General features: G+C 67.8%; 21 protein-coding genes. 13 read left to right on the top strand and 8 right to left on the bottom strand.

The genetic code is table 11. The annotated features are described in order from the left end of the window. Positions 1–170: 170 nt before the first annotated feature. Positions 171–596, top strand: a complete 426-nt coding sequence (locus IDF66_RS22735) for a DoxX family protein (RefSeq protein ID WP_164310472.1) — start codon at positions 171–173, stop codon at positions 594–596. 55 nt (positions 597–651) lie between these two features. Here IDF66_RS22735 and IDF66_RS22740 read toward each other — a convergent pair whose 3' ends face one another. After that, a complete protein-coding gene (locus IDF66_RS22740; protein WP_190268738.1) occupies positions 652–4,539 on the bottom strand; it encodes a Pls/PosA family non-ribosomal peptide synthetase in 3,888 nt (1,295 codons plus the stop codon). A gap of 249 nt (positions 4,540–4,788) precedes the next feature. On the opposite strand from IDF66_RS22740, the gene IDF66_RS22745 reads away from it, so the two are divergent. Genes IDF66_RS22745 through IDF66_RS22760 form a run of 4 tightly spaced genes read left to right on the top strand, consistent with a single transcriptional unit; the run spans position 4,789 to position 6,851 of the window. Next, complete coding sequence (locus IDF66_RS22745; protein WP_190268739.1) at positions 4,789–5,763, top strand: alpha/beta hydrolase; 975 nt, start codon at positions 4,789–4,791, stop codon at positions 5,761–5,763. Further along, the gene (locus IDF66_RS22750) at positions 5,708–6,121 is read left to right on the top strand and encodes a YidH family protein (RefSeq protein WP_190268740.1); all 414 of its coding nucleotides are present in this window, start codon (positions 5,708–5,710) and stop codon (positions 6,119–6,121) included. The genes IDF66_RS22745 and IDF66_RS22750 overlap by 56 nt, the downstream gene beginning before the upstream one ends. A 15-nt stretch (positions 6,122–6,136) precedes the next feature. After that, positions 6,137–6,382, top strand: coding sequence for a hypothetical protein (locus IDF66_RS22755; protein WP_190268741.1), 246 nt, complete (start codon positions 6,137–6,139; stop codon positions 6,380–6,382). A gap of 7 nt (positions 6,383–6,389) precedes the next feature. Next, positions 6,390–6,851 carry a TIGR03668 family PPOX class F420-dependent oxidoreductase gene (locus IDF66_RS22760; protein WP_190268742.1) on the top strand — a complete coding sequence of 154 codons (462 nt, stop codon included), beginning with the start codon at positions 6,390–6,392 and terminating at the stop codon, positions 6,849–6,851. Between the two features lie 44 nt (positions 6,852–6,895). On the opposite strand, the gene IDF66_RS22765 is transcribed toward IDF66_RS22760, so the two are convergent. Beyond that, positions 6,896–8,800, bottom strand: coding sequence for an ABC transporter ATP-binding protein (locus tag IDF66_RS22765; RefSeq protein ID WP_190268743.1), 1,905 nt, complete (start codon positions 8,798–8,800; stop codon positions 6,896–6,898). A gap of 160 nt (positions 8,801–8,960) precedes the next feature. Here IDF66_RS22765 and fgd point away from each other — a divergent pair, with 160 nt between their 5' ends. Then, the gene (gene fgd, locus IDF66_RS22770) at positions 8,961–9,977 is read left to right on the top strand and encodes a glucose-6-phosphate dehydrogenase (coenzyme-F420) (protein ID WP_164310477.1); all 1,017 of its coding nucleotides are present in this window, start codon (positions 8,961–8,963) and stop codon (positions 9,975–9,977) included. A gap of 6 nt (positions 9,978–9,983) precedes the next feature. Here fgd and IDF66_RS22775 read toward each other — a convergent pair whose 3' ends face one another. Next, on the bottom strand, positions 9,984–10,862 hold the full coding sequence (locus IDF66_RS22775) for a LysR family transcriptional regulator (protein ID WP_190268744.1): 879 nt from the start codon (positions 10,860–10,862) through the stop codon (positions 9,984–9,986). An 82-nt stretch (positions 10,863–10,944) separates the two neighbouring features. On the opposite strand from IDF66_RS22775, the gene IDF66_RS22780 reads away from it, so the two are divergent. The 6 genes from IDF66_RS22780 to IDF66_RS22805 all read left to right on the top strand — a co-directional run bounded on the left by IDF66_RS22780 (position 10,945) and on the right by IDF66_RS22805 (position 18,249). After that, the gene (locus tag IDF66_RS22780; RefSeq protein ID WP_190268745.1) at positions 10,945–11,904 is read left to right on the top strand and encodes a DMT family transporter; all 960 of its coding nucleotides are present in this window, start codon (positions 10,945–10,947) and stop codon (positions 11,902–11,904) included. A 30-nt stretch (positions 11,905–11,934) separates the two neighbouring features. Beyond that, positions 11,935–12,567 carry a hypothetical protein gene (locus IDF66_RS22785; RefSeq protein WP_190268746.1) on the top strand — a complete coding sequence of 211 codons (633 nt, stop codon included), beginning with the start codon at positions 11,935–11,937 and terminating at the stop codon, positions 12,565–12,567. A gap of 54 nt (positions 12,568–12,621) precedes the next feature. Beyond that, positions 12,622–13,170 (top strand): TetR/AcrR family transcriptional regulator, encoded by a 549-nt coding sequence (locus IDF66_RS22790; protein ID WP_190268747.1) that lies wholly within the window; start codon positions 12,622–12,624, stop codon positions 13,168–13,170. 91 nt (positions 13,171–13,261) lie between these two features. Further along, complete coding sequence (locus IDF66_RS22795; RefSeq protein WP_190268748.1) at positions 13,262–14,908, top strand: FAD-binding oxidoreductase; 1,647 nt, start codon at positions 13,262–13,264, stop codon at positions 14,906–14,908. Between the two features lie 28 nt (positions 14,909–14,936). After that, the gene (gene pta, locus IDF66_RS22800) at positions 14,937–17,042 is read left to right on the top strand and encodes a phosphate acetyltransferase (protein ID WP_190268749.1); all 2,106 of its coding nucleotides are present in this window, start codon (positions 14,937–14,939) and stop codon (positions 17,040–17,042) included. Then, positions 17,035–18,249, top strand: coding sequence for an acetate kinase (locus IDF66_RS22805; RefSeq protein ID WP_190268750.1), 1,215 nt, complete (start codon positions 17,035–17,037; stop codon positions 18,247–18,249). The genes pta and IDF66_RS22805 overlap by 8 nt, the downstream gene beginning before the upstream one ends. Before the next feature lie 21 nt (positions 18,250–18,270). Here the strand turns inward: IDF66_RS22805 and IDF66_RS22810 are convergent, their stop codons facing one another. The 3 genes from IDF66_RS22810 to IDF66_RS22820 are packed head-to-tail and all read right to left on the bottom strand — an operon-like array spanning position 18,271 to position 23,388. Further along, on the bottom strand, positions 18,271–20,895 hold the full coding sequence (locus IDF66_RS22810) for a serine/threonine-protein kinase (RefSeq protein WP_190268751.1): 2,625 nt from the start codon (positions 20,893–20,895) through the stop codon (positions 18,271–18,273). Positions 20,896–20,914: 19 nt separating this feature from the next. After that, complete coding sequence (locus IDF66_RS22815; protein WP_190268752.1) at positions 20,915–21,946, bottom strand: glutamate ABC transporter substrate-binding protein; 1,032 nt, start codon at positions 21,944–21,946, stop codon at positions 20,915–20,917. Beyond that, complete coding sequence (locus tag IDF66_RS22820) at positions 21,943–23,388, bottom strand: hypothetical protein (RefSeq protein ID WP_190268753.1); 1,446 nt, start codon at positions 23,386–23,388, stop codon at positions 21,943–21,945. Before IDF66_RS22820 ends, IDF66_RS22815 begins: the two co-directional genes overlap by 4 nt. A gap of 348 nt (positions 23,389–23,736) precedes the next feature. On the opposite strand from IDF66_RS22820, the gene IDF66_RS22825 reads away from it, so the two are divergent. Then, entirely contained in the window at positions 23,737–24,219 is a 483-nt protein-coding gene (locus IDF66_RS22825) for an NUDIX hydrolase (protein WP_164310488.1), read from the top strand. Here IDF66_RS22825 and IDF66_RS22830 read toward each other — a convergent pair. Together IDF66_RS22830 and thiE are read right to left on the bottom strand one after the other, a co-directional pair. After that, entirely contained in the window at positions 24,194–24,601 is a 408-nt protein-coding gene (locus IDF66_RS22830; RefSeq protein ID WP_190268754.1) for a hypothetical protein, read from the bottom strand. The two genes, IDF66_RS22825 and IDF66_RS22830, sit on opposite strands and share 26 nt — an antisense overlap. Before the next feature lie 312 nt (positions 24,602–24,913). Further along, complete coding sequence (gene thiE / locus IDF66_RS22835) at positions 24,914–25,594, bottom strand: thiamine phosphate synthase (protein ID WP_317628824.1); 681 nt, start codon at positions 25,592–25,594, stop codon at positions 24,914–24,916. Positions 25,595–25,613 lie beyond the last annotated feature (19 nt).

A 25,613-nucleotide genomic window follows, 5' to 3' on the forward strand; every position in this document is an offset into this window, starting at 1 on the left:
CCGCACGATGTGCGAGTTGCGGCGCGTATGTCCCGCGTCGGCGGTGAGCCGTCGCGGACACTTAGGTTACCTGTCGCACCCGAGGTACACGCGGCGGTGGCGATCGTGAGAAGGTTGGCTGCACAAGCGGACTAGAGTCCGGTTGCCTGGGTCGGGACGAAAGGGAGATCATGTTCGGCGTACGTAGTGTGACGTTCTTCTTGGCACGGCTGATTCTCGGCTACATCTTCATCATGCACGGCTGGCAGAAGCTCCACACCAACGGAATCAGCAATGTGGAGAAGAGCTTCGACGGGATGGGCATCCCGGCTCCCGACCTCGCCGCGCAGTACGCGACCTGGGTCGAATTCGTCGGTGGCATCCTGCTCATCCTGGGTCTGCTGCTGCCGTTGGTGTCGATCCTGCTGATCGCTGACATGATCGGTGCGATCGCGTACGCACACTGGGACCACGGCTTCTGGAGCACCGACGGTGGGTACGAGCTGCCGCTCGCGCTGATCGCCGCTCTCCTCGCCGTCGGGTTTGCCCAGTCGGGTCATGCCGCGGCCGATCACTATGTGTTCCGGCGACGTCGCCGGGCTGCCGTCGTCGACTGATCGTCCCCGTTGATCGAGTAGGCACCGAGCGCGGCGAGGCGCCGTATCGAGATCCCTAACCGCTCCACGGCGCGATCGGATTCCCCTGCCAGCGGGTGTGGGCCGGGACCACGTCGCCGCGCATCACGAGCGAGGCGGGGCCGACGGTGGCGGCCTCGCCGAGGCCTGCCGCCGGCAGTGCGACGCAATGCGGGCCCAACGTCGAGCCCGCTTCCAGGGTGACCCGGTCGATGGCCATCACCCGATCGTGGAAGAGATGGGTCTGCACCACGCAGCCGCGCTGCACGGTCGCGCCGTCGCCGAGCGTCACGAGATCGGCTTCGGGCAGCCAGTAGGTCTCACACCAGACCCCCTTGCCGATGCGTGCGCCCAGCATGCGCAGCCACAGATTGAGGATCGGGGTTCCGGTGGCGGCGTTGGCGAACCAGGGCGCCGCGACCGTCTCAACGAAGGCGTCGGAGAGTTCGTTACGCCACACGAACGAGCTCCAGAGTGGGTGCTCGGACACCCGAATGCGTCCGACGACCAGCCACTTCGCCGCAGCCGCGATGCAGCAGGCGGCCGCGCCGGCCACCAGCAGCAGCAACCCGCTCACGAGAGCGGCCACCCAGTAGTGAGTGTGCTGGGCGACGTATTGCAGGCCGAGCAGCATGAACAGTCCGAGGCCGAACGACACCATCACCGGGATGATGCGCAATGTCTCGACCACCGCACGCGCGACCTTGAGCCGGCTCGACGGATCGAATGTGCGCGAGGTGTCGGTGGAGGCCGCCGTGCGCCGTAGCCGGACCGGCGGGCTGCCCAGCCAGCTCGACCCCGACTTCGCGCGGTCCGGGGTGGCCGAGAGCACCGCGACGAGACTGTTCTTCGGCACCTTGCGGCCGGGGCCGGTCATCCCCGAGTTGCCCAGGAACGACCGCTTGCCGATCTTGGCCTCGTCGATGTGCATCCAGCCGCCGCCGAGTTCGTAGGACGCCACCATGGTGTCGTCGGCGAGGAACGCGCCGTCGCCGATGGTGGTGAACTTCGGCAGCACCAGTGCGGTGGAGATCTCGGTGCCCGCGCCGACCGTGACACCGAGGAGCCGGAACCACCACGGCGTCAACAGGCTCGCGTAGAGCGGGAACAGGTAGGTGCGTGCGGCATCGAGGAGACGCTCGGTCATCCACACCTGCCAGCCGACGCGCGAGCGGACCGGGTGATAGCCCTTCGACAGGCCGATCGACAGCAGCCGGACGAGCACGGCGGTGATCACCGCGAACACCAGCAGGCTGGTCACGGTCGCCGCCGGCAACAGGATCAGGCAGCGCAGTCCGACGTCGTGCAGCCGGTCGGCGTGGATGGCCCAGGAGCCCATCACCGCGAGTCCGGCCGCGAGCGCGATCAGGGGGATCGCGGCCAGCAGCAGCGACGACACCCCGTAGATGGAGACCCACGCACTCCCGCGCGGTGGCCGGTGATCCGGCCACGGGTGATCGGCCTTGCGGACCTTTACCGCGGGTGAGCCCGCCCAATGTTGGCCGGCCTTGACCCGGCCGCGGACCGCCGACCCGGGCGCGACCTCGGCGTCGCGGCCGATCACCGCACCGGGCAACAGCGTCGACCGTGCGCCCACCGATGCACCACGCTTGATGACGATCTCCCCGATGTGCACGACATCACCGTCGATCCACCATCCGGTGATGTCGACCTCCGGTTCGACCGACGCGCCCTCTCCGATGGTGAGAAAACCGGTCACCGGCGGAATGGTGTGCATGTCGACGCCGTGTCCGATCTTCGCCCCGAGTGCTCGGGCCAGGTAGATCATCCAGGGCGCACCCGACAGGTTCGACGCGCCGCTCGCCTCGAGCAGCCGTTCGGCGACCCACAGTCGGAGATGGGTGCTGCCACCGCGCGGGTAGCTGCCCGGGGCGACCCCGGCGAGCAGTAGCCGGGCACCGGTCGCGGCGATCACCATGCGTCCGGGCGGGGTGATGAACAGCAGGAAGGCGACCAGCAGCACCCACCAGTTCACGTGAACCATCCACGGGACATAGCGGTCGGTGCGGTCGACCACCTCGACGGCAATGTTGTTCACCACGCCCAACCAGGTCGCCCACTGCAGGCCGGTCAGGGTGGTCAGCGGCACCGACAGGGCGATCTGCGCGAGACCGGCGCTGCGCGGGGTCGGCGTGACGTCTCGCGGCGTGACCACGGTCGACGGTTTGCGCCCGTCGAGCATCTCGGCGAGCGACCCCAGCCGGGGATGGTCATAGAGATCGGCGACGGTGATGTCGGGGTAGCGGGTCCGCAGCGCGGTGACCAGCTGTGCGGCAGCGAGTGAACCACCACCCTCGGTGAAGAAGTCGGCCTGCGGGTTGTTCACCACCACGCCGAGTACGTCGGTCCAGCATTTCGCGACCCACTCTTCGGTCTCGCTGAGTTCCTCGGCGTCGTCGGGCGACTCGGTGCCGGGCAGCGGCCACGGGAGTGCGTTTCGGTCGACCTTGCCCGAGGTGCGCGTCGGCAACTCGGGCACGAGTGCGAGCCGCGGGACCATCGGCGCTGGCAGCTGTTCGGCGAGCGTGGCATGTGCAGTGGCGACATCGAAGTCCGGATTCGGGGACACCAGATAGCCGACCAGGAGACTGTTGCCCGCGGCCGACTTCCGGACCGCCGCCGCGGCGCCGCTCACCCCCGGGAGTTGTTGCAGCGCATTGTCGATCTCGCCCAGCTCGATGCGACGGCCACCGACCTTGACCTGATCGTCGGCGCGTCCCATGAACAAGAGGCCTGCCGGATCGAGACGGACGAGGTCGCCGCTGCGGTAGGCGCGGTCCCAGCCGAGAGTCGGCATGGGAGCGTACTTCTCGGCGTCCTTGGCCGCATCGAGATAGCGCGCGAGGCCCACACCGCCGATGACGAGTTCACCGACGGCCCCCTCGGCGACGGGTTGTCCATCGGTATCGACCACCGCGAGATCCCAACCCGGGAGCGGCAACCCGATCCGGACGGGCCCCGCGCCGTCCAGCGGTGCCGCGCACGCGACGACGGTTGCCTCGGTGGGCCCGTACGTGTTCCACACCTCCCGGCCCTCGACGGCGAGCCGTTCGGCCAGTTCCGGCGGACATGCCTCACCACCGAAGATCAACAGCCGCACCGCTTCCAGGGCGACCGGCGGCCACAGCGACGCGAGCGTCGGAACCGTCGACACCACGTTGATGTCGTGCTGTACGAGCCACGGTCCGAGGTCCATGCCGCTGCGTACCAACGATCGCGGTGCCGGGACGAGACAGGCGCCGTGGCGCCACGCCAGCCACATCTCCTCGCAGGACGCGTCGAACGCGACCGACAGCCCGGCCAGCACGCGGTCGCCTGGACCCAGTGGCTCGTCGACGAGGAACATGCGCGCCTCGGCGTCCACGAATGCCGCGGCATTGCGATGGGTCACCGCGACACCCTTGGGCGTTCCGGTGGAACCCGAGGTGAAGATGATCCAGGCGTCGTCGGTCACCGTCGGGCGCGATGCCAGCGGGGACGGCTCGATTCGGGCGTCCGCGGGTCCCTCGAGCGCCCGGATTCCGGCCGCACCGACGATCGCGTCCACGTGTGCCTCGCCGAACACCAATTCCGCTCGCTCGTCCGGATCGTCGGCATCGACAGGGACATAGGCCGCCCCGGCATACAGGGTGGCCAGGATGGTCACGTACAGATCTCGGCTTCCCGACGGCATGCGGATCCCGACACGCCCGCCTCGTCGGACACCTGCCGCGTACAGACGCTCGGCTCCGCGTCGCACGACCGCGAGGAGCTGGGAGTAGGTGAGAGACAGCTCACCGTCGTCGATCGCGGCGGCGTCGGGGAAGTCCCTGGCAGTCTGATCCAGGACATCACAGAGGGTGCGCGGTGCGCTGGCCTGCGAAGACAGCAGGAACTGGGACGGGATCACCACTGCTACCACCATCGTTTCGGCACGAAGCGAGAAATATACTCGATCGACACGACCGCTGTCTGTGACCTGAGTGAACAATCGGTGGCGCGCATCTCGGTGTCTCCGCACGGTGAGGTTGCCCGCGAATCCCCGCGAATTGCAGGCCACACCCGAGCTGACGGGTGTAGTTTTCGCACTGATGTATCTCAGCACGTTCCGAGTTCCGGTGTGTCGAGCATCCGCCTCCGCATGTTCAGCGTCACTGGCCGAGGAGGCACGAGCATGCCGATAGTTCACCACCGCAAACCCAGCCTCCTGTCGTATCCGCTCTGGATCGGCGCGCGGACCCTGCTCCGACCCACGTTGTCGTTGTGGCCGCTCAACACGGCGGGAATGGCGGGACTGTTCCTGATCGACCGCGCGATCGCGGTCGGGCCGAAGCCCCGAGGTGTGGTCCGCGAGCAGATGACCCTCGCGGACCGGCCGGTCGAGCTGATCATGCCGTCCGGGCCATCAGGCCGCGACTCCGAGACCGCGATCCTCTACCTGCACGGTGGCGCCTTCCTGGTGTGCGGACTCGGTACCCATCGGTCGATCGCGAGCCGGCTGTCGAGCGCCTGCGAACTCCCCGTCTTCTCCGTCGAGTACCGCCAGCTGCCATCGGTCGGCGTGGGGACGTCGGTGTCGGATGCGCTGGAGGCCTACCGCGAACTCGTCGGCGAGCGCGGATATCGGCGTGTGATCGTCGCCGGTGACTCCGCGGGAGGTTTTCTCGCCGGGAAGGTGGTCGAGGCCGCGGCGCGCGAGGGGCTGCCCCGACCGACCGCGTTCATCGGTGTCTCGCCGCTGCTCGACCTCGACGTCGGGACCAATCCCGATCGTTCCAGCCGCTCCGACGCGTACATCCCGAAGAGCAAGATGGCGCAGCTCGCGCAACTGTTCGGCCGTGGGCCGATCCCGTTCTCGGGCATTCGTCGCATCCCGGCGATCGCCGACTCGGAATTCCCGCCGACCGCGATCATCACCGCCGAGGGCGAGATGCTCGAGGCCGATGTGATCGAGTTGATCGAGAAGCTCGACGACGCGGGTGTCGACGCCGTCGGCCACAGCTATTCTTGGCAGGTGCATGCGTTTCCGGTGCTCACCACACGTCATCCGGAGACGGTGCACGCGATCGAGGTGATCTCCGCATTCGTTGCCCATGCAATCCGAGAGGCCAAGGACGCTGACCACCGAAAGGACCAACGGGCCGGCTGAGTCCGAGTCCGACGAACCGCCGGCCACGCCCGGAGCGATCGACGCCCGGTTCTCGCTGGCCGCCGAACGCACGGTGCTGGCCTGGGTACGCACGTCCCTGGGTTTCATGGCCGCCGGGGTCGCCGTCGTCTATGTCTCCGACGACATCGCGCATCCGCTGGTGGAGGCCGCGCTCGGACTCGTGATGGTTGGCCTGGGTTGCGCGATCGCCCTGTTGGGTGCCTGGCGGTGGCGCCGCACGATGGCTGTTCTCCGCGACGGGGGCGAGATGCCGGGGCCGTCGCATGTGGTGTTCCTCGTCGTTGCGATAGTGGTGATTGCCGTGGCGATCGCCGTGGTGATCCTGATTCAGACCTGACGTGAGTGAGCTGCGATGATCAACAATGACTTCCAACGAGGGGCCCTGGGCTTCTCCCGCGGGATGACCATCGTCGGCTCGGTGATCCTGATGGTCTGCGTGGCTCTGCTGACCGTGAACTGGTGGCGTGAAGGTCGCTGGCTGTGGGTGGTGATCGGGATTGCGATCGTGGTGGTCAACATCGGCTTGATCTACTTGCAGTTCCGCCGCCGCAAGCTGACACCGCCCGCGCGGCCGAACGCCACCGATCCCGACGACTGAACGTTCGGTGAGCTCCGCTCGGGAACGGTTCGGCGCGGCCCGGGTGGCCCGGCTGGCCACCGTGGGTGAGGCGGCCGAGGGAACCGGGGCTGATACATCAGGGTCAGGGGCAACAGGGACCGCGCCGCATCTGGTACCCATCGTCTTCGCGCTCGCTCCCGACGCCGATGTCGTCTACTCGTGCGTCGACCACAAGCCGAAACGGACCCGCCGTCTGCGCAGGCTCGCGAACATCACCGCGAATCCCGCGGTCTCGCTGCTCGTGGATCACTACGCAGACGACTGGACCGCGCTGTGGTGGGTCCGCGTCGACGGGCTGGCCGACGTGGTCGATGCCGATACGGCGACGGGGGTAGCCGCGATCGACCTTCTCTCCGAGAAGTATCCGCAATATCGCACCCGGCGACCGGACGGCCCGGTCATCGTGGTTCGTGACCTGGTGTGGCACGAATGGGCCGCCCGGCCCTGAAGGGTTCTGTCCTGAAAAGTTCTGCCCTGAAGAGTTCTCGGCGATCAGGCCGTCAATTCCTCGTCACAGACGTTCAGTTGGGGCTTTTCGGCGAACTGCGTGCGGTAGAGCTCGGCGTAGCGACCGTTGCGCGCAAGCAGGGTCGCGTGGTCGCCGCGTTCGACGATCCGGCCGTGCTCCAGGACGGCGATCTCGTCGGCGGCGCGGATGGTCGACAGCCGATGCGCGATGACGAGGGACGTACGCCCGACCAACGCCTCGGAGAGTGCTTCCTGCACAGCTGCTTCCGACGTCGAGTCGAGATGGGCGGTCGCCTCGTCGAGGATCACCACCGACGGCTGGGCCAGCAGGAGCCGGGCGATGGTCAGACGCTGCCGTTCGCCGCCGGACAGCCGATATCCCCGCTCCCCGACGACGGTCTCGAGGCCGTCCGGCAGTGACGCGACCAGATCGTCGAGACGCGCCCGTCGCAGCGCGTCCCAGATCCGTTCCTCGGATGCCGCTGGATCGGCGAGCGCCAGGTTGGCCCGCACCGTGTCGTGGAACAGATGTCCGTCCTGCGTCACGAGTCCGACTGTCCGATGGACCGAGGCGCTCTGGAGATCACGGAGATCGACACCGTTCAGCGCGATGGCGCCTGCGTCGACGTCGTAGAGGCGGGTGGCCAGGTTGGCGATGGTCGACTTGCCGGCACCCGAACTGCCGACGAGCGCCGTCATCGTCCCGGCCGGGACCTCGAGGTCGATGTTGTGCAGGACCGTCGAACCGCCCCGGTTGTCCAGTTGCGCAACCTCTTCCAGCGATGCCAGCGACACCTTGTCCGCAGATGGGTAGGCGAAGGACACGTCGTCGAAGCGGACGGTGACCGGGCCGTTCGGAACGGGCCGCGCATCCGGCTTGTCGGCGATCAGTGGTTCGAGGTCGAGCACCTCGAAGACACGCTCGAAACTGACCAGGGCACTCATGATCTCGAGGCGCGCGTTGGCCAGCGCGGTCAGTGGCGCGTACATCCGCGTGAGCAGGAGGGCCAGCGAGACGACGGCACCGGCGGACAGGTGACCGCCGACCGCGAGCCACCCGCCGAGCCCGTAGACGAGCGCCAGCGCGAGGGCCGACACGAGCGTGAGAGCCGTCATGAAGTAGGCCTGCAGCATCGCACGGCGAACCCCGATGTCGCGCACGCGATCCGCGCGGTCGGCGAACTCGGTCGATTCGATGTCGGGGCGACCGAAGAGCTTGACCAGGGTGGCGCCCGGTGCCGAGAACCGCTCGGTCATCTGCGTCGACATCCGCGCGTTGTACTCCGCGGCCTCGCGGGAGAGGGACGCCATCCGCTTGCCCATCCGGCGCGCCGGGATCACGAACACCGGTAGCAGTACCAGGGCGAGCAGTGTCACCTGCCAGCTGATCGCGATCATCACGCCCAGCGTCAGGACCAGTGTCACCGCATTCGACACCACGCCGGACAGCGTGTCGCTGAATGCCCGCTGCGCTCCGATCACGTCGTTGTTGAGACGGCTCACCAGTGCGCCGGTCCGCGTTCGGGTGAAGAACGCGACCGGCATCTTCTGCACGTGGTCGAACACGGAGCGGCGCAGATCGAGGATCAGCCCTTCGCCGATGTTGGCGGAGAACCAGCGCGTCCCGATGCCCGCCGCCGCCTCGATGACGGCGATGAGCGCGATGACCAATGCGAGTCCCGCGATCGCACCACCGCTGCCGCCGCCGGTGATGAGGTTGACCACCCGTCCGGCCAGCAGTGGCGTCACCACCGTCAACAATGCGGTCAGCACCGACAGTCCGAGGAATACCGCGATCCGGCGCCGATGGGGCCTCGCGAACCTGGCGATGCGTCGCAGCGTGGTGCCCCGCTCGCCCCGCAGGTTCCGTGCCTCCGGCGCGTTCATCGATTTGTACATGGTGTCCCAGCCCACCGATTCCATGCTCATGACGACCACAGTAGAACCTCAAGTTCACTTGAAGTCCAATCGATGCTCACACGACCGGTGGCAGCGCGACCCACCGCGCTGAGTACGTTGGAACAGAGTGATCGATCGGTGAGGAGTCCGCGCGCTCGACAAGCCGCGGCCGTCAGGAGCGAGGTAACACGTGGCAGCAGAACTCAAGCTCGGTTTCAAGGCGTCGGCGGAGCAGTTCGATCCGCGTGAGCTGGTGGAGATCGCGGTGGCCGCCGAGGAGCACGGCATGGACTCGGTCGCGGTGAGCGATCATTTCCAGCCGTGGCGGCACAACGGCGGGCACGCCCCGTTCTCGCTGGCCTGGATGGCGGCGGTGGGGGAGCGGACCAAGCGGGTGCAGATCGGGACGTCGGTGATGACCCCGACGTTCCGCTACAACCCGGCGGTGATCGCGCAGGCCTTCGCCTCGATGGGCTGCCTGTATCCGGGACGCATCATGCTGGGCGTCGGCACGGGGGAGGCCCTCAACGAATACGCGACCGGCTTCCAGGGCGAATGGCCAGAGTTCAAGGAGCGCTTCGCCCGGCTGCGTGAGTCGATCAAGCTCATGCGCGAACTGTGGACCGGCGAGGAGGTCGACTTCGACGGCGAGTACTACAAGACGCAGGGCGCGTACATGTACGACGTGCCCGAGAAGCCGATCCCGGTCTACGTCGCCGCGGGTGGTCCGGTGGTGGCGCGGTACGCCGGACGAGCCGGGGACGGTTTCATCTGCACCTCGGGCAAGGGCGCCGATCTCTATCAGGAGAAGCTGATCCCGGCGGTCAAGGAGGGTGCCGAGAAGGCCGAACGCGACTTCGACGCCATCGACCGGATGATCGAGATCAAGATCTCCTATGATCCGAATCCCGAACTGGCGCTGGAGAACACCCGGTTCTGGGCGCCGCTGTCGCTGACCGCAGAGCAGAAGCACAGCGTCAATTCGTCAACCGAGATGGAACGACTGGCCGACGAACTGCCCATCGAGCAGGTCGCCAAACGCTGGATCGTTGCGTCCGATCCCGACGAGGCGGTGGAGAAGGTGAAGTTCTACACCGATTGCGGCCTCAACCACCTGGTGTTCCATGCGCCCGGCCACGATCAGCGCCGCTTCCTGGAGAACTTCGAGAAGGACCTCGCGCCCCGACTGCGCAAACTGTCGGCCTGAGCGGGCTCAGACGGCCGACCGCAGCAGTCCGACGACGCGGTCGGCCGCCTGACTACCCGCGACCCGATGATGACGCCGCATCCAGATCGCGCGGGTCGGGGTGGGGTCTTCGATCGGCAGCGCGACCACCTCGTCAGGCAATCCGACGAGGGCGAGCTCCGGCACGACTGTGAGCCCGACGCCCGCCGCGACGAAACGGATCGCGGTCGGATAGTCCTGCGTCTGCACGCCGAAGTCGGGGGTGAAGCCGATGGCGGTGCATGCATCGAGCAGCGCCTGCCGGCACGGCCCGCGGGCGATGTCGTTGTCCACCCACGACCGCGTGGCGAGCTCGCCGAGGGTGACCCGGCCGGCGGCGGCGAGTGGCGAATCCGAGTGCACCACAGCGTAGTACGGCTCGGTGACGAGGTGCTCACACTCGTAGCCGCCCAACGTCGAGCTCGCCGCGCCGTCCACATACACCTCGACGTCGGGTCCGGGCGGGGAGTCCTCCGCGAGTTCGACGAGACGCAGGTCGAGTCGGATGTCGGGGAACTCCCGGGTGATGGTGGCGACGATCGGGGGAATCCACGTGGTCCCCGCCGACGCGAAGTAGCTCACCGAGAGGCGCCCCGCCCGCCCCTGACGGAGGTCACCGACGATTCCGTCGAGTCGTGCGAGGTGGTCGAACACGGCTGCGGATTCCTCGGCGAGGATCAGCCCGTCTTGCGTCGGCAGCACCCCGCGACCATCGCGTTCCACCAGTGCCAGGCCGGTCTCGCGCTGCAATGCCGAGATGTGCTGGCTCACCGCAGACGACGTGTACCCCAGTGCCCGGGCCGCGCCGCCGATCGACCCCTCGGCGACGACGGCCCGGAAGACGCGGAGACGGTGAGGATCGACCATGGGTAGAAGCTACAGCAGCGCTTAACTGTCCACAACGAATAGTCGCTTGTGCTAATTACTTCATCCGGCGATGCTGGTCTTCATGCTGACGCGCACCTCCGATCCGATTCATCGATCGGCAATCGCCGCAACCGTCACAGTGGTGCTGTGGGCATCGGCCTTCGTGGTGATCCGCGACCTCGGGCCGGCCTTCTCGCCTGGCTCGATGGCGTTCTTACGTCTGCTGTTCGGTGTCGTGGCGCTGACGGTCGTACTCGTCGTCGCGCGGCGTCGGCCTGCGAGTCGGGCCCGGACCGGACCCCGATGGCCACGCGGCCGGGCCCTACGGCTCGTCATCGCCTACGGTGTCGCGTGGTTCGGCGCCTACAGCGTGGTGCTGAACTGGGCCGAGCAACACCTCGACGCAGGCACCGCGGCCCTTCTCGTCAACCTCGCGCCGATCATCGTCGCCGTGTACGCCGGATTCTTCCTCGGGGAGGGGTTCTCGCGGACGTTGGTGATCGGGATCGTCATCTCGTTCAGCGGGGTCGTGCTGATCACCGTCGGCGGCGACGGTGCCCATGCCGACTGGCTCGGACTGGCGTTGGGGGTCGTCACCGCCGTCCTCTACGCCGCAGGCGTCCTGTTGCAGAAGGTGGCCCTGCGCGCCGTCGACGCCGTGACCGCCACCTGGCTGGGTGCGGTGGCCGGCCTGGTCGCCACGCTGCCCTTCGCCCCGACCGCGATGCGCGAGCTGGCCGCGGCCGATCCCGGGCAGGTCGGGGCGATCATCTACCTCGGCGTCGGGCCGACCGCGATCGCCTTCACCACCTGGGCCTACGCGCTGGCGCGCACCGACGCGGGCAGGCTCGCGGCAACGACACTCGCGGTGCCGGCGATCGTGATCCTGATGTCGTGGTGGTTCCTCGGCGAACTCCCGCCCGCCATCCGGATCGTCGGGGGCGTCCTGTGTCTGGCCGGGGTGGCCATCGGTCGGGGACTGGTGCGTTTTCGGCCGCGGACCTCCGACGACGAGGTGCAGGCACCTGCCCGAACGGGCTAGTGTTGACCCACGTCGTCGAGGAGCGAACGTATGCGAAAACTTGTCGTGCTGATCACCGCAGGCGGACTCGTCGCCGCGGGTGGTGGCCTCACCATGCTCATCGTGGACCCGTCGCCCTCGTCGGCCGCTCCAACCGTCACCAGGTCCTCGTGCGGACCGTTCCAGGGCTCCGGGCCCGCACCCGACTGTGGCGTCCGTGTATCCGACCGCACGGTGCATGTCGACTTGCGCAACAACGGGATTCGTCCGGTGCCGGTGATCTGCACGCTGGGTCGCGTCGGGCCGCAACCACCCACCGCCGCCACCACACTGGGGCCGGGACAGCGCGGCGTGCTGAGCGCAACGTCGGCGGTGCCGGGTGCACAGTCCTATGTGGTGGACTGCCAGAGCGCGGTGCCCGTCGGCAGAGAGGTCGCGCGTCGCGCCGTCGTCACCGCGACCTTCGCCTCACCCGATCGCGCGATACCCAAGCGGTCGACCTCCACACGACCGCGACCGTCGGTACGTCCCCGATCGACCGTGACGCCCACGGCGACGTCGAAGCGGATCCCGACCGTCACCCGGTCGCGTCCTGTCCTGCCCCGTCCCCTCCTGCCCCGTCCGCACACGCCGACCACCACCACTCCGACCACCACCACCACCACGCCTCCGCCGGCCGGCTGATCGGGGCGTGCGGCAGGCCGTGCCTGCTCCGTACGTCGGATACCGTTGACAGCCATGGATCGTGACCGGATGGTGGACGTCGGGGTGGCCGTGGTGTCACGCTTCGGTGCCAAGGCGCTGAGCCTGACGTCGGTGGCCCGACAGGCAGGCGTGGCACGGGCAACCGCCTACCGGATGTTCGGCGGCAAGGACGCCCTCATCGCGGCGATCGTCGAGCGTGAGGTGGCCACCCTGCGCGTCAAGTTGCGTGACTGGGCCGGCGCCGAACCCGATGCGGCCGGCAAGGTGCGGGCGCAGATCCTCAACGTGCTGCCCTACATCCGCGAACACGAAGCGCTGCAGTATGTGCTGCGCAACGAGCCCGAAGAGATCGTGCGCGCCCTGGTGGCCACGAAGGACGCGGGTGGGCCGACCCTGATCCACCAGATCGTCGCGGAAACCCTCCCCGACCTCCAACCGGAGATCGGCGATCAGCTGTACCCGAACCCTGCGGGAGCGGCCGAGTTCCTCGTGCGCACCATCTATTCGTTGATGCTCATCCCGGACAGTGCTCTGTCCGATGAGGAGATCGCGGCCCTCGTCGTGCGTGCGATCGTCAGGTGAGTCGGCCGGCGGCCTGCCATCAGTGCAGTGCCAGTCACCGCCCAGTGACAGTTAGGGTGAATGTGTAACGATCCCGAGGAGGGCGGCCGCCATGAAGATCCACGCCGATTCACCACGTACCGACGAGACCGCCCTGCCGGTCGTGCATCTGCGCAGGCCACGGTGGGGTGACCCGGAGACGCCTGGCGAATTGCCTACGGCCGCGGCGGCCCTGGTCGGCGCCGAGGGCAGCGAGCAGGGGGAAGACCAGCAGCGGGGAGTGGCGCCCGACGACGTCGTGCTCGCCGAGCCGGTGATCCCGGCGGCAGCCCGCTCGGCTCTCGTGGAGGCCCTCGGCGTCCACCGTGTGACCGACGATCACCGGGCCCGCATCGACCACACCCGTGGCTACTCGACTCCCGACATCCTGGCGCTGCGCAGTGGCGACGCCGGCGATGCGCCCGATCTCGTCGTCAGCCCGGGATCGCACGACGACGTACTCCGCATCCTCGAGATCTGCGCGGTCCATCACGTCGCGGTGGTGCCGTTCACCGGCGGCACATCGGTGGTCGGTGGACTCGCACCGGATCGCACCGGGTTCGCCGGCGTCGTCAGTGTGGATCTCACCCGGCTCGACGGTCTGGTCGAGATCGACGAGATCTCTCGCACCGCGACGCTGCAGGCTGGGCTGCGCGGGGTCCGTGCGGAGGAGTTGTTGCGCGCCAAGGGATACACGCTCGGTCACTTTCCGCAGTCCTACGCCGGTGCCGGGATCGGTGGCTACGCGGCGACCCGGTCGGCCGGTCAGTCCTCGGCCGGATACGGCCGATTCGACGAGATCGTCGAGGGGCTGACGCTGGCCACACCACGCGGGACCGTGACGGTCGGCACAGCCCCCAGATCGGCCGCCGGTCCTGATCTGCGCCAGCTCTTCCTCGGCTCCGAGGGGGCGTTCGGCATCATCACCGAGGTCACCGTGCGCGTCCGGCCCGCTCCCGAACACCGGGTGTTCGAGGGTTGGCGGTTCGACGACTTCGACTCGGGCTCCGACGCCTTGCGCGCGCTCGCACAGGACGGGCCGATGCCCACCGTGCTTCGGCTGTCCGACGAGACGGAGACCGCGATCAACCTCGCCGACCCGGATGGTGCGGGCGCCGATGACGATGCGACTGCTCAGGGTGGCTGCCTGGTGGTGGTCGGATACGAGGGGCACCGGGAAGAGGTGGAGGCTCGGCGAACCACGACCGGACGGGTGCTTGCACAGGCCGGCGGCCTGGCCCTGGGCACCGGCCCCGGGGAGGCGTGGCGCACCGGCCGCTTCCGGGCCCCCTACCTGCGCGATCCGCTCCTCGACGCAGGCGTCCTGGTGGAGACCCTCGAGACCGTCACCTACTGGTCGCGACTGACCGACCTCAAGGCCGCCGTCACCGCCGCGCTGACCGACACCCTCACCGAGGCGGGGACACCGCCGCTGGTGATGTGCCACATCAGCCACGTCTATCCGGCCGGGGCATCGCTGTACTTCACGGTGGTCTGCCCGCAGGCCGACGATCCCATCGCCCAGTGGTCGGCGGCGAAGATCGCGGCCAACGATGCGATCCGGACCACCGGTGCGAGCATCACTCACCATCACGCGGTGGGCCGCAACCATCGTGCGGCCTACCACGACGAGATCGGTGAGCTCGCGCTCGCGGCACTGCGTGCGGTCAAGCAGACGCTCGATCCGGAGGGTGTCTGCAATCCCGGCATCCTGCTCTGAATCGCCGGCGGCCGATAGGCTGGCGGACATGGGTGCAGACACCGGCACGTCGAACAGCATCTACATCGCGTCCGCGGAGGGCGACACGGGCAAGTCCACGATCGCACTGGGCCTGCTGGCCCTGCTGTCGGCGACCGGCGGGCGCGTCGGGGTCTTCCGCCCCATCTCGCGGGCTGCCGCGGGCGAACGCGATTACATCCTCGACCTCCTGATCGACCATGCCTCGGTCGATCTGCCGTACGAGGACTGCATCGGCGTGACCTACGAACAGGTTCACGCGGATCCGGAAGCCGCCATCGGTGAGATCGTCGCGCGCTTCCACGCCGTCGAGGCCCGCTGTGACACGGTCCTGGTGATCGGGTCGGACTACACCGACGTCGGCAACCCTTCCGAGCTGAGTTTCAATGCGCGCATCGCGGCCAACCTGTCGGCGCCGATCATCCTGGCCATCAAGGCAACCGGGCGGAGCGCGACCGAACTCCATGGACTCGCGGATCTGCTCCTCACCGAGATCTCGGCAGTGCACGCCACCACGGCCGCCATCGTCGTCAACCGGTGTGAGCCCGAGTTGATGGTGGTGATCGGCAAGGAGGTGGAGAAGACGGGCACGCCGACCTGGTGTCTGCCGGAGGCCCCGGTCCTGTTCGCGCCGACCATGGCCGAGCTGAAGGATGCGCTCGGCGCCGAGATGTACAGCGGCGACGAGGAACTCCTCGAGCGGGAGGCACTCAAGGTCATGGTCGGCGGTATGACGGTCGAGCACATCCTCGAGCGTCTGACCGACGGGACGGTGGTCATCACCCCGGCCGATCGCTCCGACGTGCTGCTCGCGTTGGTCAATGCCAATACCGCGCAGGGTTTTCCCCGGCTGTCAGGAATCATCCTCAATGGTGGACTGCGCCCGCATCCGATGATCCAGGCACTGGTGAGCGGACTGAGGCCGACGTTGCCGATCATCTCGTGCGAGCAGGGTACCTACGAGACGGCCCGAACCGCGGCCCACACCCGCGGTCGGGTCGCGGTCGGGTCGGCACGCAAGATCGAGGCCGCGCTCGCATTGATGGAAGAACACATCGCACCCGAGGCGGTGATGAAGGTCCTCGACGTCCGTTCTCCGTCGGTGGTCACCCCGCAGATGTTCGAATACAGCCTGGTGGCGCAGGCCCGCGCGGAGCGCAAACACATCGTGCTCCCGGAGGGGGAGGAGGATCGTATCCTGCGGGCGGCAGGCAGACTGCTGCGCCGCGGGGTCGCGCGCCTCACACTGCTCGGTGACGAGGACGTCGTGCGCACGCGCGCACAGGAACTCGCGCTCGACATCGAGGGCGTGGACGTGATCGACCCGGCGAGCTCCGATCGGCTCGACGAGTTCGCCGCGATCTACACCGACCTGCGCAAGCACAAGGGGATGGACCTCGAGCGTGCCGTCGAGACCATGCGCGACGTCTCGTATTTCGGCACCATGATGGTGCACACCGGACTCGCCGACGGGATGGTCTCCGGTGCGGTGCACACCACCGCGCACACCATCCGCCCGTCCTTCGAGATCATCAAGACCAGCCCCGGGGTATCGACGGTGTCGAGCGTCTTCTTCATGTGTCTCGCCGATCAGGTGCTGGCCTACGGCGACTGTGCCGTGGTCCCCGACCCCACCGCCGAGCAGTTGGCCGACATCGCGATCTCGTCCGCGCAGACCGCCGAGCAGTTCGGCATCGACGCCCGGGTGGCGATGCTGTCCTATTCGACGGGGCAGTCCGGCTCCGGCGCCGACGTCGACAAGGTGCGCGTCGCCACCGATCTGGTTCGTGAACGGTCGCCGGAGATCTTGGTGGAAGGGCCGATTCAGTACGACGCGGCCGTCGAGCCGAGCGTCGCTGCCACCAAGATGCCGGATTCGCCGGTGGCCGGCAAGGCGACGGTGCTGATCTTTCCCGACCTCAACACCGGCAACAACACCTACAAGGCCGTGCAGCGCAGCGCGAACGCGATCGCGATCGGACCGGTCCTGCAGGGACTCAACAAACCGATCAACGATCTGTCGCGGGGTGCGCTGGTCTCCGACATCGTCAACACGGTCGCGATCACCGCCATCCAGGCCCAACAGACGCCGACGCCCGGGAGCAACGATGAGTGATCCGAAGTCTGCCGAAGGTGCGGTGCTGGCTCTCAACGCCGGCTCGTCGTCACTCAAATACCAACTGCTGCATCCGGATACCGAAGACGTGCTGGCGGACGGCATCGCGGAGCGGATCGGTGAGCACGACTCGTCGATCACCCACGAACAGGGCGGCGAATCGGTGACCGAGGTGCGGGCGTTGCCCGACCATCGGGCGGCGGTGGAGTCGGCGATGGCATTCTTCGCCGACCGCGGAACGGATCTCGCCACGGTCGGCCTGCGTGCCGTCGGTCATCGCGTCGTCCACGGCGGACGGATCTTTCATCAGCCGACCCTGGTCACCACCGAGGTGATCTCGGAGATCCGTCGGATCTCGACCCTTGCGCCGCTGCACAATCCGGCGAATCTGATCGGCATCGAGGCGGTGCGGGCGTTGCTTCCCGAGGTCCCCTCGGTGGCCGTGTTCGACACCGCGTTCTTCCACTCGCTGCCCGATGCCGCGGCCACCTACGCGATCGACCGCGGCGTCGCCAGCATGCATGCCATCCGCCGCTACGGTTTTCACGGCACCAGTCACGAGTTCGTGTCCGGTCAGGTCGCGGAGTTCCTCGGGCGCCCGGTCGGCGAGGTCAACCAGATCGTGCTCCACCTCGGCAACGGCGCCTCGGCTTCGGCCATCGCCGGCGGCAGGCCCGTCGACACCTCGATGGGTATGACCCCGTTGGAGGGGCTCGTGATGGGCACCCGCAGTGGTGACATCGATCCCGGCATCGTGATGCATCTGAACCGGGTGGCGAAACTCGGTGTGGACCAGATCGATACGTTGTTGAACAAGCAGTCGGGGCTCAAAGGACTGTGCGGTGAGAACGACTTCCGGACGATCACGGAGAAGATCGAGGCAGGCGATGCCGGGGCACGCAAGGCCTACGATGTCTACATCCACCGGCTGCGCCGCTACATCGGCGCCTACATGATCGAACTCGGCCGGGTCGACGCGATCACGTTCACGGCGGGGGTTGGGGAGAACGCCGCGGGCGTGCGGGCGGACGCGCTGGCGAATCTCCAGAACTACGGCATCGTCATCGATGATGAGCGAAACGCGCTGCGTGGCAGGTATGCCCGCCGGATCTCCGCCGACGAGAGCACGATTGACGTGCTCGTGGTGCCGACCAACGAGGAGCTGGCGATCGCGCGGCAGTCGGCGGAGGTCGTCGCGCAGCTCTAGTCCCGACCACCCGTCTGCCGATCAGAAAAGCGTGTCGGGCCGTACGTAATTCGCCAGATCGATCAGCATGAACCGATGATCCCGGTTGACACGCGTCTGCCTCGCCAGCCCGCGTAGGCAGCGTTCGGTACCGGCGCGCAATCCCGGCTCGGTGAACGGGTACCCGAGCAGCACGGTCGGCTGCAGGTCCGGGTCCATGTCCGGGTTCTCGTGGACCCAGCCGAGTGCGGTGCCGAGCACGATGAGCAGCAGGCGCTGTTTGCGGGGCTCGCTGTCGGGCATCACCCCGACCCGTCGGGCCGCCTCGACGATGTGTTCGCGGGTGATGGTACTCATCGGCCTTCCGTGGACCAGCGCGAGTACCGCTGTTGCGCGGGCGGTGTTGAAATGCCTGCTCGTCGGAGGTACCTCGTCCAGGGGCTCGATCGCCTCGTCCACCTTGCCCGCGGCGACCGCCAGGCGGGCGAGACCGAATGCAGCGGTGACGATCGCGTGATCGGTCAGCCACAGGTCGTGGTAGTGGTGCGCGGCGATGTCGAACAACTCGGTGATTCGCCTGCCGTGCTGGTCCGACGACGAGTTCTCGTCGGAGAACCATCGTCCGATGAGTTCGGCCGTCCCCGCGACGGCGAGCTTGGGTGCCACCTCGCCGGGCATCGCCTGCAGTACATCGCTGAATCGTTCGTAGGCCAGCTCGGGCTCGTCGTTCATCAGCGCACAGATCGCCATGTACCACTGCATGCGCCACGAATCGCCGTGGTGTGCCGAGACATCACGCAGCAACTCGAGTGCGGTGTCGACGTCGTCGAGCTCGAGATGGGCGCGCGCCTCGGCGAGGTCGATCTCCAGTGACGGATGAGGATTCTCGGTCGGCCTGCCAAGGAGTGAGGTGAAGCCGTCGGCGCGTGCCGCATGGATCGAGTCGAGAGTCTGGCGCGGATCCGACAGCGCGGCCGAGGTCAGCAGTCCGGCAGCAGGATCGAGCGGATTCACCAGTGGTAGTGGAAGGGCACGTGCGATGTCGACGGGATCGTAGAACGCGGCCTGATCGGGATCGAAGAAACCGTCGACGGGCGCCAGCATCAGGTCGGTGCCGAAAGTGGATCGCTGCGGGGTGAACACCGTCGAGAGGGACGGGCGGGGGACGCCGGTGTGCACTGCGACGATCTCGCGGAGGACGTTGAGGACCTGCGTGGTCATCTCATCCGTCGAGGCGAAGCGCTCGGCCGGATCGGTGGCCGTGGCCCGTTGCAGCAGAAGATAATACGACGGGTTGTCGGCCAGCACCGCGCTGTCCTCCGGTGACGGCAGACCGTCGAGGTAGCGGCCGTCGGCCTTGGGCAGGTCAAGCGTGAGGGCGGCCAGGGTGCGGCCGATGCTGTAGATGTCGGTGGCGATCTGTGGGCCGGTCTTGACGATCTCGGGTGCCTGGAACCCGGGTGTGCCGTAGAGGTGGCCATAGCCGTTGATGGGGGAGACCGCGCCCAGGTCGATGAGTTTCACCTCGTCGCTGCCGACCATGATGTTCTCCGGCTTGACGTCGTTGTAGACCAGTCCGACCGAATGCAGATATCCCACGGCGGGCAGGACTTCCAGCATGTAGGCCATGGCGATCTCGACGGGCAGCAGGTGGTCGTCGTCATTCTCGCCGCCGGGCGACACCTCGGCGACGTGGTCGGTGTCCGTCGGCCCGCTCGTCGGCCCGCTGAAGCGGCGCTGCGATGCGCTGATGCTCCGGGAACTGCCCTCGTCGGTGGTCATCTGCTTGAGCGTCTGGCCGCCGATGTACTCCATCACGATGTAGCCGAAGCGATCCCCGTACTCGTTCACATGCTCGACGAAGTTGTAGATCTTGACGATGCCGGGGTGGTTCACCGACGCCAGGAACTGCCGTTCGGCGACGGCCACCGCCTGGGCCTCGGAATCCGATGAGTTCAACAGGCCCTTGAGGACCACCGGTCGGTCCGAGACGTTGCGGTCGACGGCGAGGTAGATCCAGCCGAGTCCACCGTGCGCGATCGCGCCGGTGATCTCGTACTGGTCGGCAACCAGGGTTCCGCGGGCGAGTCCCGGGACGAAGGAATAGCGCGAACCGCAATGCGGGCACTCCCCGGTGAGGTCGCCCTTGCCCGGTCCTGCACTGCGCCCCACCGGCTTTCCGCACCGCCAGCAGAATCGTTTGCGTTCGGCGATGACCGGATGGGTGAGCACCGCGTCGGCGGGCTCGATGTCGGTGATCTTGGGCAGTTCGACGAGACCGCTGCCGAGCCGGCGGTCGTGCACCATCGACCGGTTGCGGGGGATGAGGCGCCGGGACGAACCGAACGCCGCGATCCCCTCGTCGGGCATGGTCGGTCTCGACGGTCCGGAGACCCGATCGGTCGGGGTGTTGCCCGAGTCCGGCGCCGCCGCCTGCGTGCCGACGTCGAGGTCGGCGAGGTCGGCGGCCTGGGTCCCGACATCGAGGTCGTCGCGAGAGGCGGCCACCGTGCCGACGTCGAGCTCGTCGCGGCTCGCGGCCTGGGTCCCCACGTCGAGATCGTCGTCGAGCAGCTCGTCGCGACCGACCGCCTGCGTGCCCAGGTCGACCTCTCCCGCCTCGTCGGCGGGAGTTGCTGTGTAGGTGCGCTTCTGGTGCTCGCTCATCTCGCAGTCACTCGTCGGGTCAGTCGCGGTACACGGGTTGAGGCGGTCCGTTGCCCGGACCCAGGATGGACAGCCAGTGATCGTACATCTGCTGCCAGCGACCGCTGACGCGCAGTTCGTTCAACACACCGTTGACGAAGCGCACCATGTCGTCCTGGCCTTTGGGGATGCCGACGCCGTAGTACTCCTCGCCGAGGCTCGGGCCGACCAGTTGCACCCACGGGTCCTGTTCGGCGAGACCGGCGAGGATGGCGTCGTCGGTCGTGGTCGCGTCCACCTGACCCTGCTGCATCATCACCAGGCAGTCCGCCCAGGTCGTGGTTGTGACCATCCTGGCTCGGGGCTGGATTGCCTGGATACGGCCGATCGAGGTGGCCCCGCGCGCGGAGCAGACCCGTTTGCCCGCCAGCGCGGCCGGACCGTCGATGCCGGACGTCCGGGTGGACAGAATGCGTTGGGAGGCAATGTAGTACGGGCTGGAGAACGCGACGTCGTCGACCCGGTCACAGGTGATGCTCATGGTTTTCACCACCACGTCGACGCTGTGGTCGATGAGGGCCTGGGTGCGCTCTGCGGAGCTCAGCACGCGGTACTCGATCGTGTTGGGATCGTCGAAGATCGCCTGGGCAATCGCCCGGGCGATGTCGACGTCGAATCCCTGCACGTCACCGGTGAGCGGATCGCGGAAACTGAAAAGGTTGCTCCCGATGTCGAGTCCGACGATCAGGCGTCCACGACCGAGGATGTCGGCCATGGTGGTGCGCTGGGGCATCTGCGCCGGTACCGGCATCGGACCGGGCCGCAGGCTGGCCGTCGCATCGCAGGTCTCGGAGTTCGGTGCGGGCTCGCGGGCGGCATCGGTCTCCGCGCCGGGCGGAGTCGGTTGCACACCGAAGGCGACCGGTGGCGGCGACGGAGGCGCCGGAAAGCGCACACAGCCGGTGGCGGCGACGCAGACGAACAACACGACCACCACGGCCCGCACCCATCGCACGCGATATCTGCCGATCGCGTCGGCGTGGCGGTTCGCGGGTGCGCCCCGGCACGTCATCGGTACTCCCGGATACGTGGGATGAGTCCGACGATCACGGCGACTCCGGCGAACAGGGTCAGCAGCAGGATGCCGGTGCCGGTGTATCCGAGCACCCGCTGTGCGGTGTTGATGTCGTCGCGGAAGGAGAGCCGCGTGGTGGTGATCGTGTCGACCAGCGCCCGATCCAGATCGCCGTAGGCCTGGGCCGTCGAATTGGGTCCGTCGCCCACGGTCATCACGCGGGCGCGGGCGAAATTGCCTGAACTCATCTGCGAGCGGACCTGCGCGTCGAGTTCCTTCCAACGGGCCAGGACGTAGTTGGCGTTGTAGAGCTGCCCCGCCGATACCGCGCTCGAGTCGTCGCGATCCTTGCCCAACTGGTCGAGGGTGCGCCCGATGTTCGTGGTCGCGTCGGTGAAGGTGCGGTCCAGATCGTCCTGATCGCCACGTCGCACCAGCGACAGGGTTTCCGCGGATCTGGCCTGCTGGGTCATGATGCGTGCCGACGTGAGGTCGCGCAGGGGATCGGCGCCGTCGATGCGCGCGTTGTTGGTCGCGGCGACCGACATGAGACCCGACGCCAACAACCAGACCGTGCCCACGATCACCGCGATGAGGGCGGCGAGTACCCCGATGTTGAATCGGCGACGGGTCCGTCTCTGGAGGTAGCGGCTGGTCGCGACGAGTCCGACGATGAGCACGATGAGCGCGGCGTACACACCCCACGGCGGGACGGTCAGTGTGCTCTGCGGATCGGCAATCGACCGGGAGCGGCGTTCGTAGAGTCGCTGCGCGGCGGGCAGGATCTTGTCCTGCATCATCGTCGAGGCCTGCCCCAGATAGGAGGAGCCCACCGGGTTGCCGAGCCGGTTGTTGGTACGCGCGGTCTCGATGAGTCCGCTGTATGCCGGGATGTTGATGGCCAGGGTCCTCAGGTCCGTGTTGGACTCCCGCTGGACGGTGGCGCTCTCGGAATCGGCGAGGTCGTGGGTGGTGCCTGCGGCCGTTATCAACGACGACGACGCCGTGGCCAGCGCATCGGAGTAGCGCGTGCGGAGTTCGGGGGATTCCAGCCCGCCCGAGATGAACGCCGAGTTCGCTGCGGCGTCGGCGATCGACAGCGAGCTGTAGAGGACCTGCGAGGCCTCCGCGAGCGGCTCGGTGCGGTCGATCATCTCCTGCAGCGTCTGGGTGCGCTTCTCCAAGGTGTTGGATGCGTACAGTCCGGCGGTCAGACAGGCGAGGGCCAGGATCACCAGGATCAGGATGAGCTTGCCGGGGCTGGTGACCGCATAGTGTCGCAAAGTGGTCAGCGGCGACTGCGCGCGCTGACGCGCGGCGGCGACCAGATCCCGTCGGTCTGCGAGGACCTGCCGTATCGGTGGGGCAGAAGAAGTGGGTCGGATGGTCCGGCCCGCGCGGGTGAGCGCGGTCCGCATGTGCGAGACGTCGCCGGTCACCTCACGGTCCTTCCGAATTCTCCACGATTCCGGCGTCGCTTTCCGCTAGTGCCGGGCATGCCGGCGTTGGGCTCACAGTCTCCACCTTGTGTGTCGCACCGGGCAGCGCACGCGTTTCAGGTACCGGGATTCCCGGTATCGGCGACGATTCCCTCCCGGTCGGGATCGGTGTTCCTCACCGGTTTCAACCCTAGTCCTCGTCGTCGCGCCCGGCTCGACTTGAGCGGCCGTGTCCCGAGGTCGTCGAGATGCCGATCCGCGCCGGCTTTCCCTGGCCTGTGTCGCGCAACTCACATACCGTGGGGAGGGTCTGGGTCACTGGGCGGGAAACCGACGGCAGGAGGCAGGGTGCGCGGAGACGGCGACGGATGGGTGATCGATCCGGACGGTTCGCGCTACTGGGGGCGCCACGGGGCGGCCGGATTGCTGTTGCGGGCACCTCTGCCCGACGGTTCCACGGCGATCCTGCTGCAGCACCGCGCGGTGTGGTCCCATCAGGGCGGGACGTGGGGGCTCCCCGGCGGCGCGCGTGATTCGCACGAGAGCGCGATCGACACGGCCGTCCGCGAGGCGCATGAGGAGGCCGGTGTGGGCGGAGACGACCTGCACGTGGTCGCCGCACTCGTCACCCATCAGGCGCCGAGTGGCTGGACATACACCACGGTCATCGCGGATATCGACGAGCCGGTGCGAACCGTGGCCAATTTCGAGTCCGCCGAATTGCGCTGGGTTCCCGAGAACGACGTGGCGGAACTGCCGCTGCACCCGGCGTTCGGGAACGCGTGGCCGGGACTGCGAGAACGTATCAGCGCTCTCGACCCCCAGAGCTGACACCTCCAGAGCTGATCGGGTCCCGCAGCCGGTTGGCCCCGGCGATCAGAGCGTTCACGTTGGCCTCGTCACCCGTGTTGCCGTCGCCGTAGGCCCAGCACTGCCGGTCGTCGGACTCACACAGCAGGAATGTCGTCACCGTGCCGCCGACCTCGCGTTGGTGGAGGCTGACGATCTGGATCGGCGCTCCGATGTCGTGGAGCATCGACGTCATCGCACCGATCGGTCCGACCGCGCTGGCCTGCAGCGACATGATCCGGCCGGCCAAGGCGATGGTCGCGTGACAGGTGACCATGTCATCACGTCCGGTCTCGATGCGCAGCGAGCCCAGCCGGATGGCGCCGGTGGGTGCGTATCGGTCGGAGAAACCTTGCCACGTCATGTCGGCTGCCTCCTCACGCATGCCTCGGGGCAGGGCGCATCCGAATCGGCGAGCGAACGGGTCGGGCGCGAACGGATCGACTGCCTCACACGAACAGGGTTGCTGAGAAAGATGAAGGCTGTGCATCTCGTGTCTACGTTTCGGTCGAAGGAAAAGTGACCGACGAGCAGAGAGCGCAACGACCCCGCAGCGGGGGGTCGGTCGATCAGACCCCGCTGCGGCGGGTTACGAGAATGCTCTTCATGCACACCATGATGTCGACCACGATAGACCCGCCCGCCGGGGCGCGGCAACCGGCTTTCGGGTCGTTCGTCAGCGGGTGAGCGTGGTCCGGAGCTGCGCCGCAGCGTCCCGGGCGTCGTCGGCGGCGGTGATCGCACGGACGACCACGACGCGATCCGCGCCGGCCGCCCGGACCTCGGACAGTCGAGCGGTGTCGATGCCGCCGATCGCGAACCACGGTTTGGGTGGATCGACGTCCGCCGCTGCCCGAACGAGATCGAGTCCGGGTGCGGCCCGGCCCGGTTTGGTCGGCGTCGGCCAGCACGGCCCGACACAGAAATAGTCGACGTCGTCGTCGACGACCGCGGCCCGCATCTGGGCGTCGTCGTGGCTGGACAGCCCGACGACGACGTCGGGGCCGACGATCTGTCTGGCGCGGGCGGCGGGCAGATCGCCCTGACCGACGTGCAGCACGTCGGCATCGGCGAGGGTGGCGACGTCGGCGCGATCGTTGACGGCGAGCAGCGCGTCGTGCCGACGTGTCAGCTCGCGGAGCCGGGCGAGGATCTCGAGTTCCTCGCGGGCCTCCAGCGTGCCGAACCGCGCCGCACCGGGCGATCCCTTGTCGCGGAGCTGCACGATGTCGACACCGCCGGCCAGGGCTGCGGAGACGAACTCGATCAGATCGCCACGTTCGCGCCGGGCGTCGGTGCACAGATACACCCGGGCCGATGACAGGCGGTCGGATCTCGGGCCTCGAGTCGGTGTCACGGACGCAACGGTAGGCTAG

It is taken from the genome of Gordonia hankookensis (assembly GCF_014673215.1).
Taxonomy (GTDB): Bacteria; Actinomycetota; Actinomycetes; order Mycobacteriales; family Mycobacteriaceae; genus Gordonia; species Gordonia hankookensis.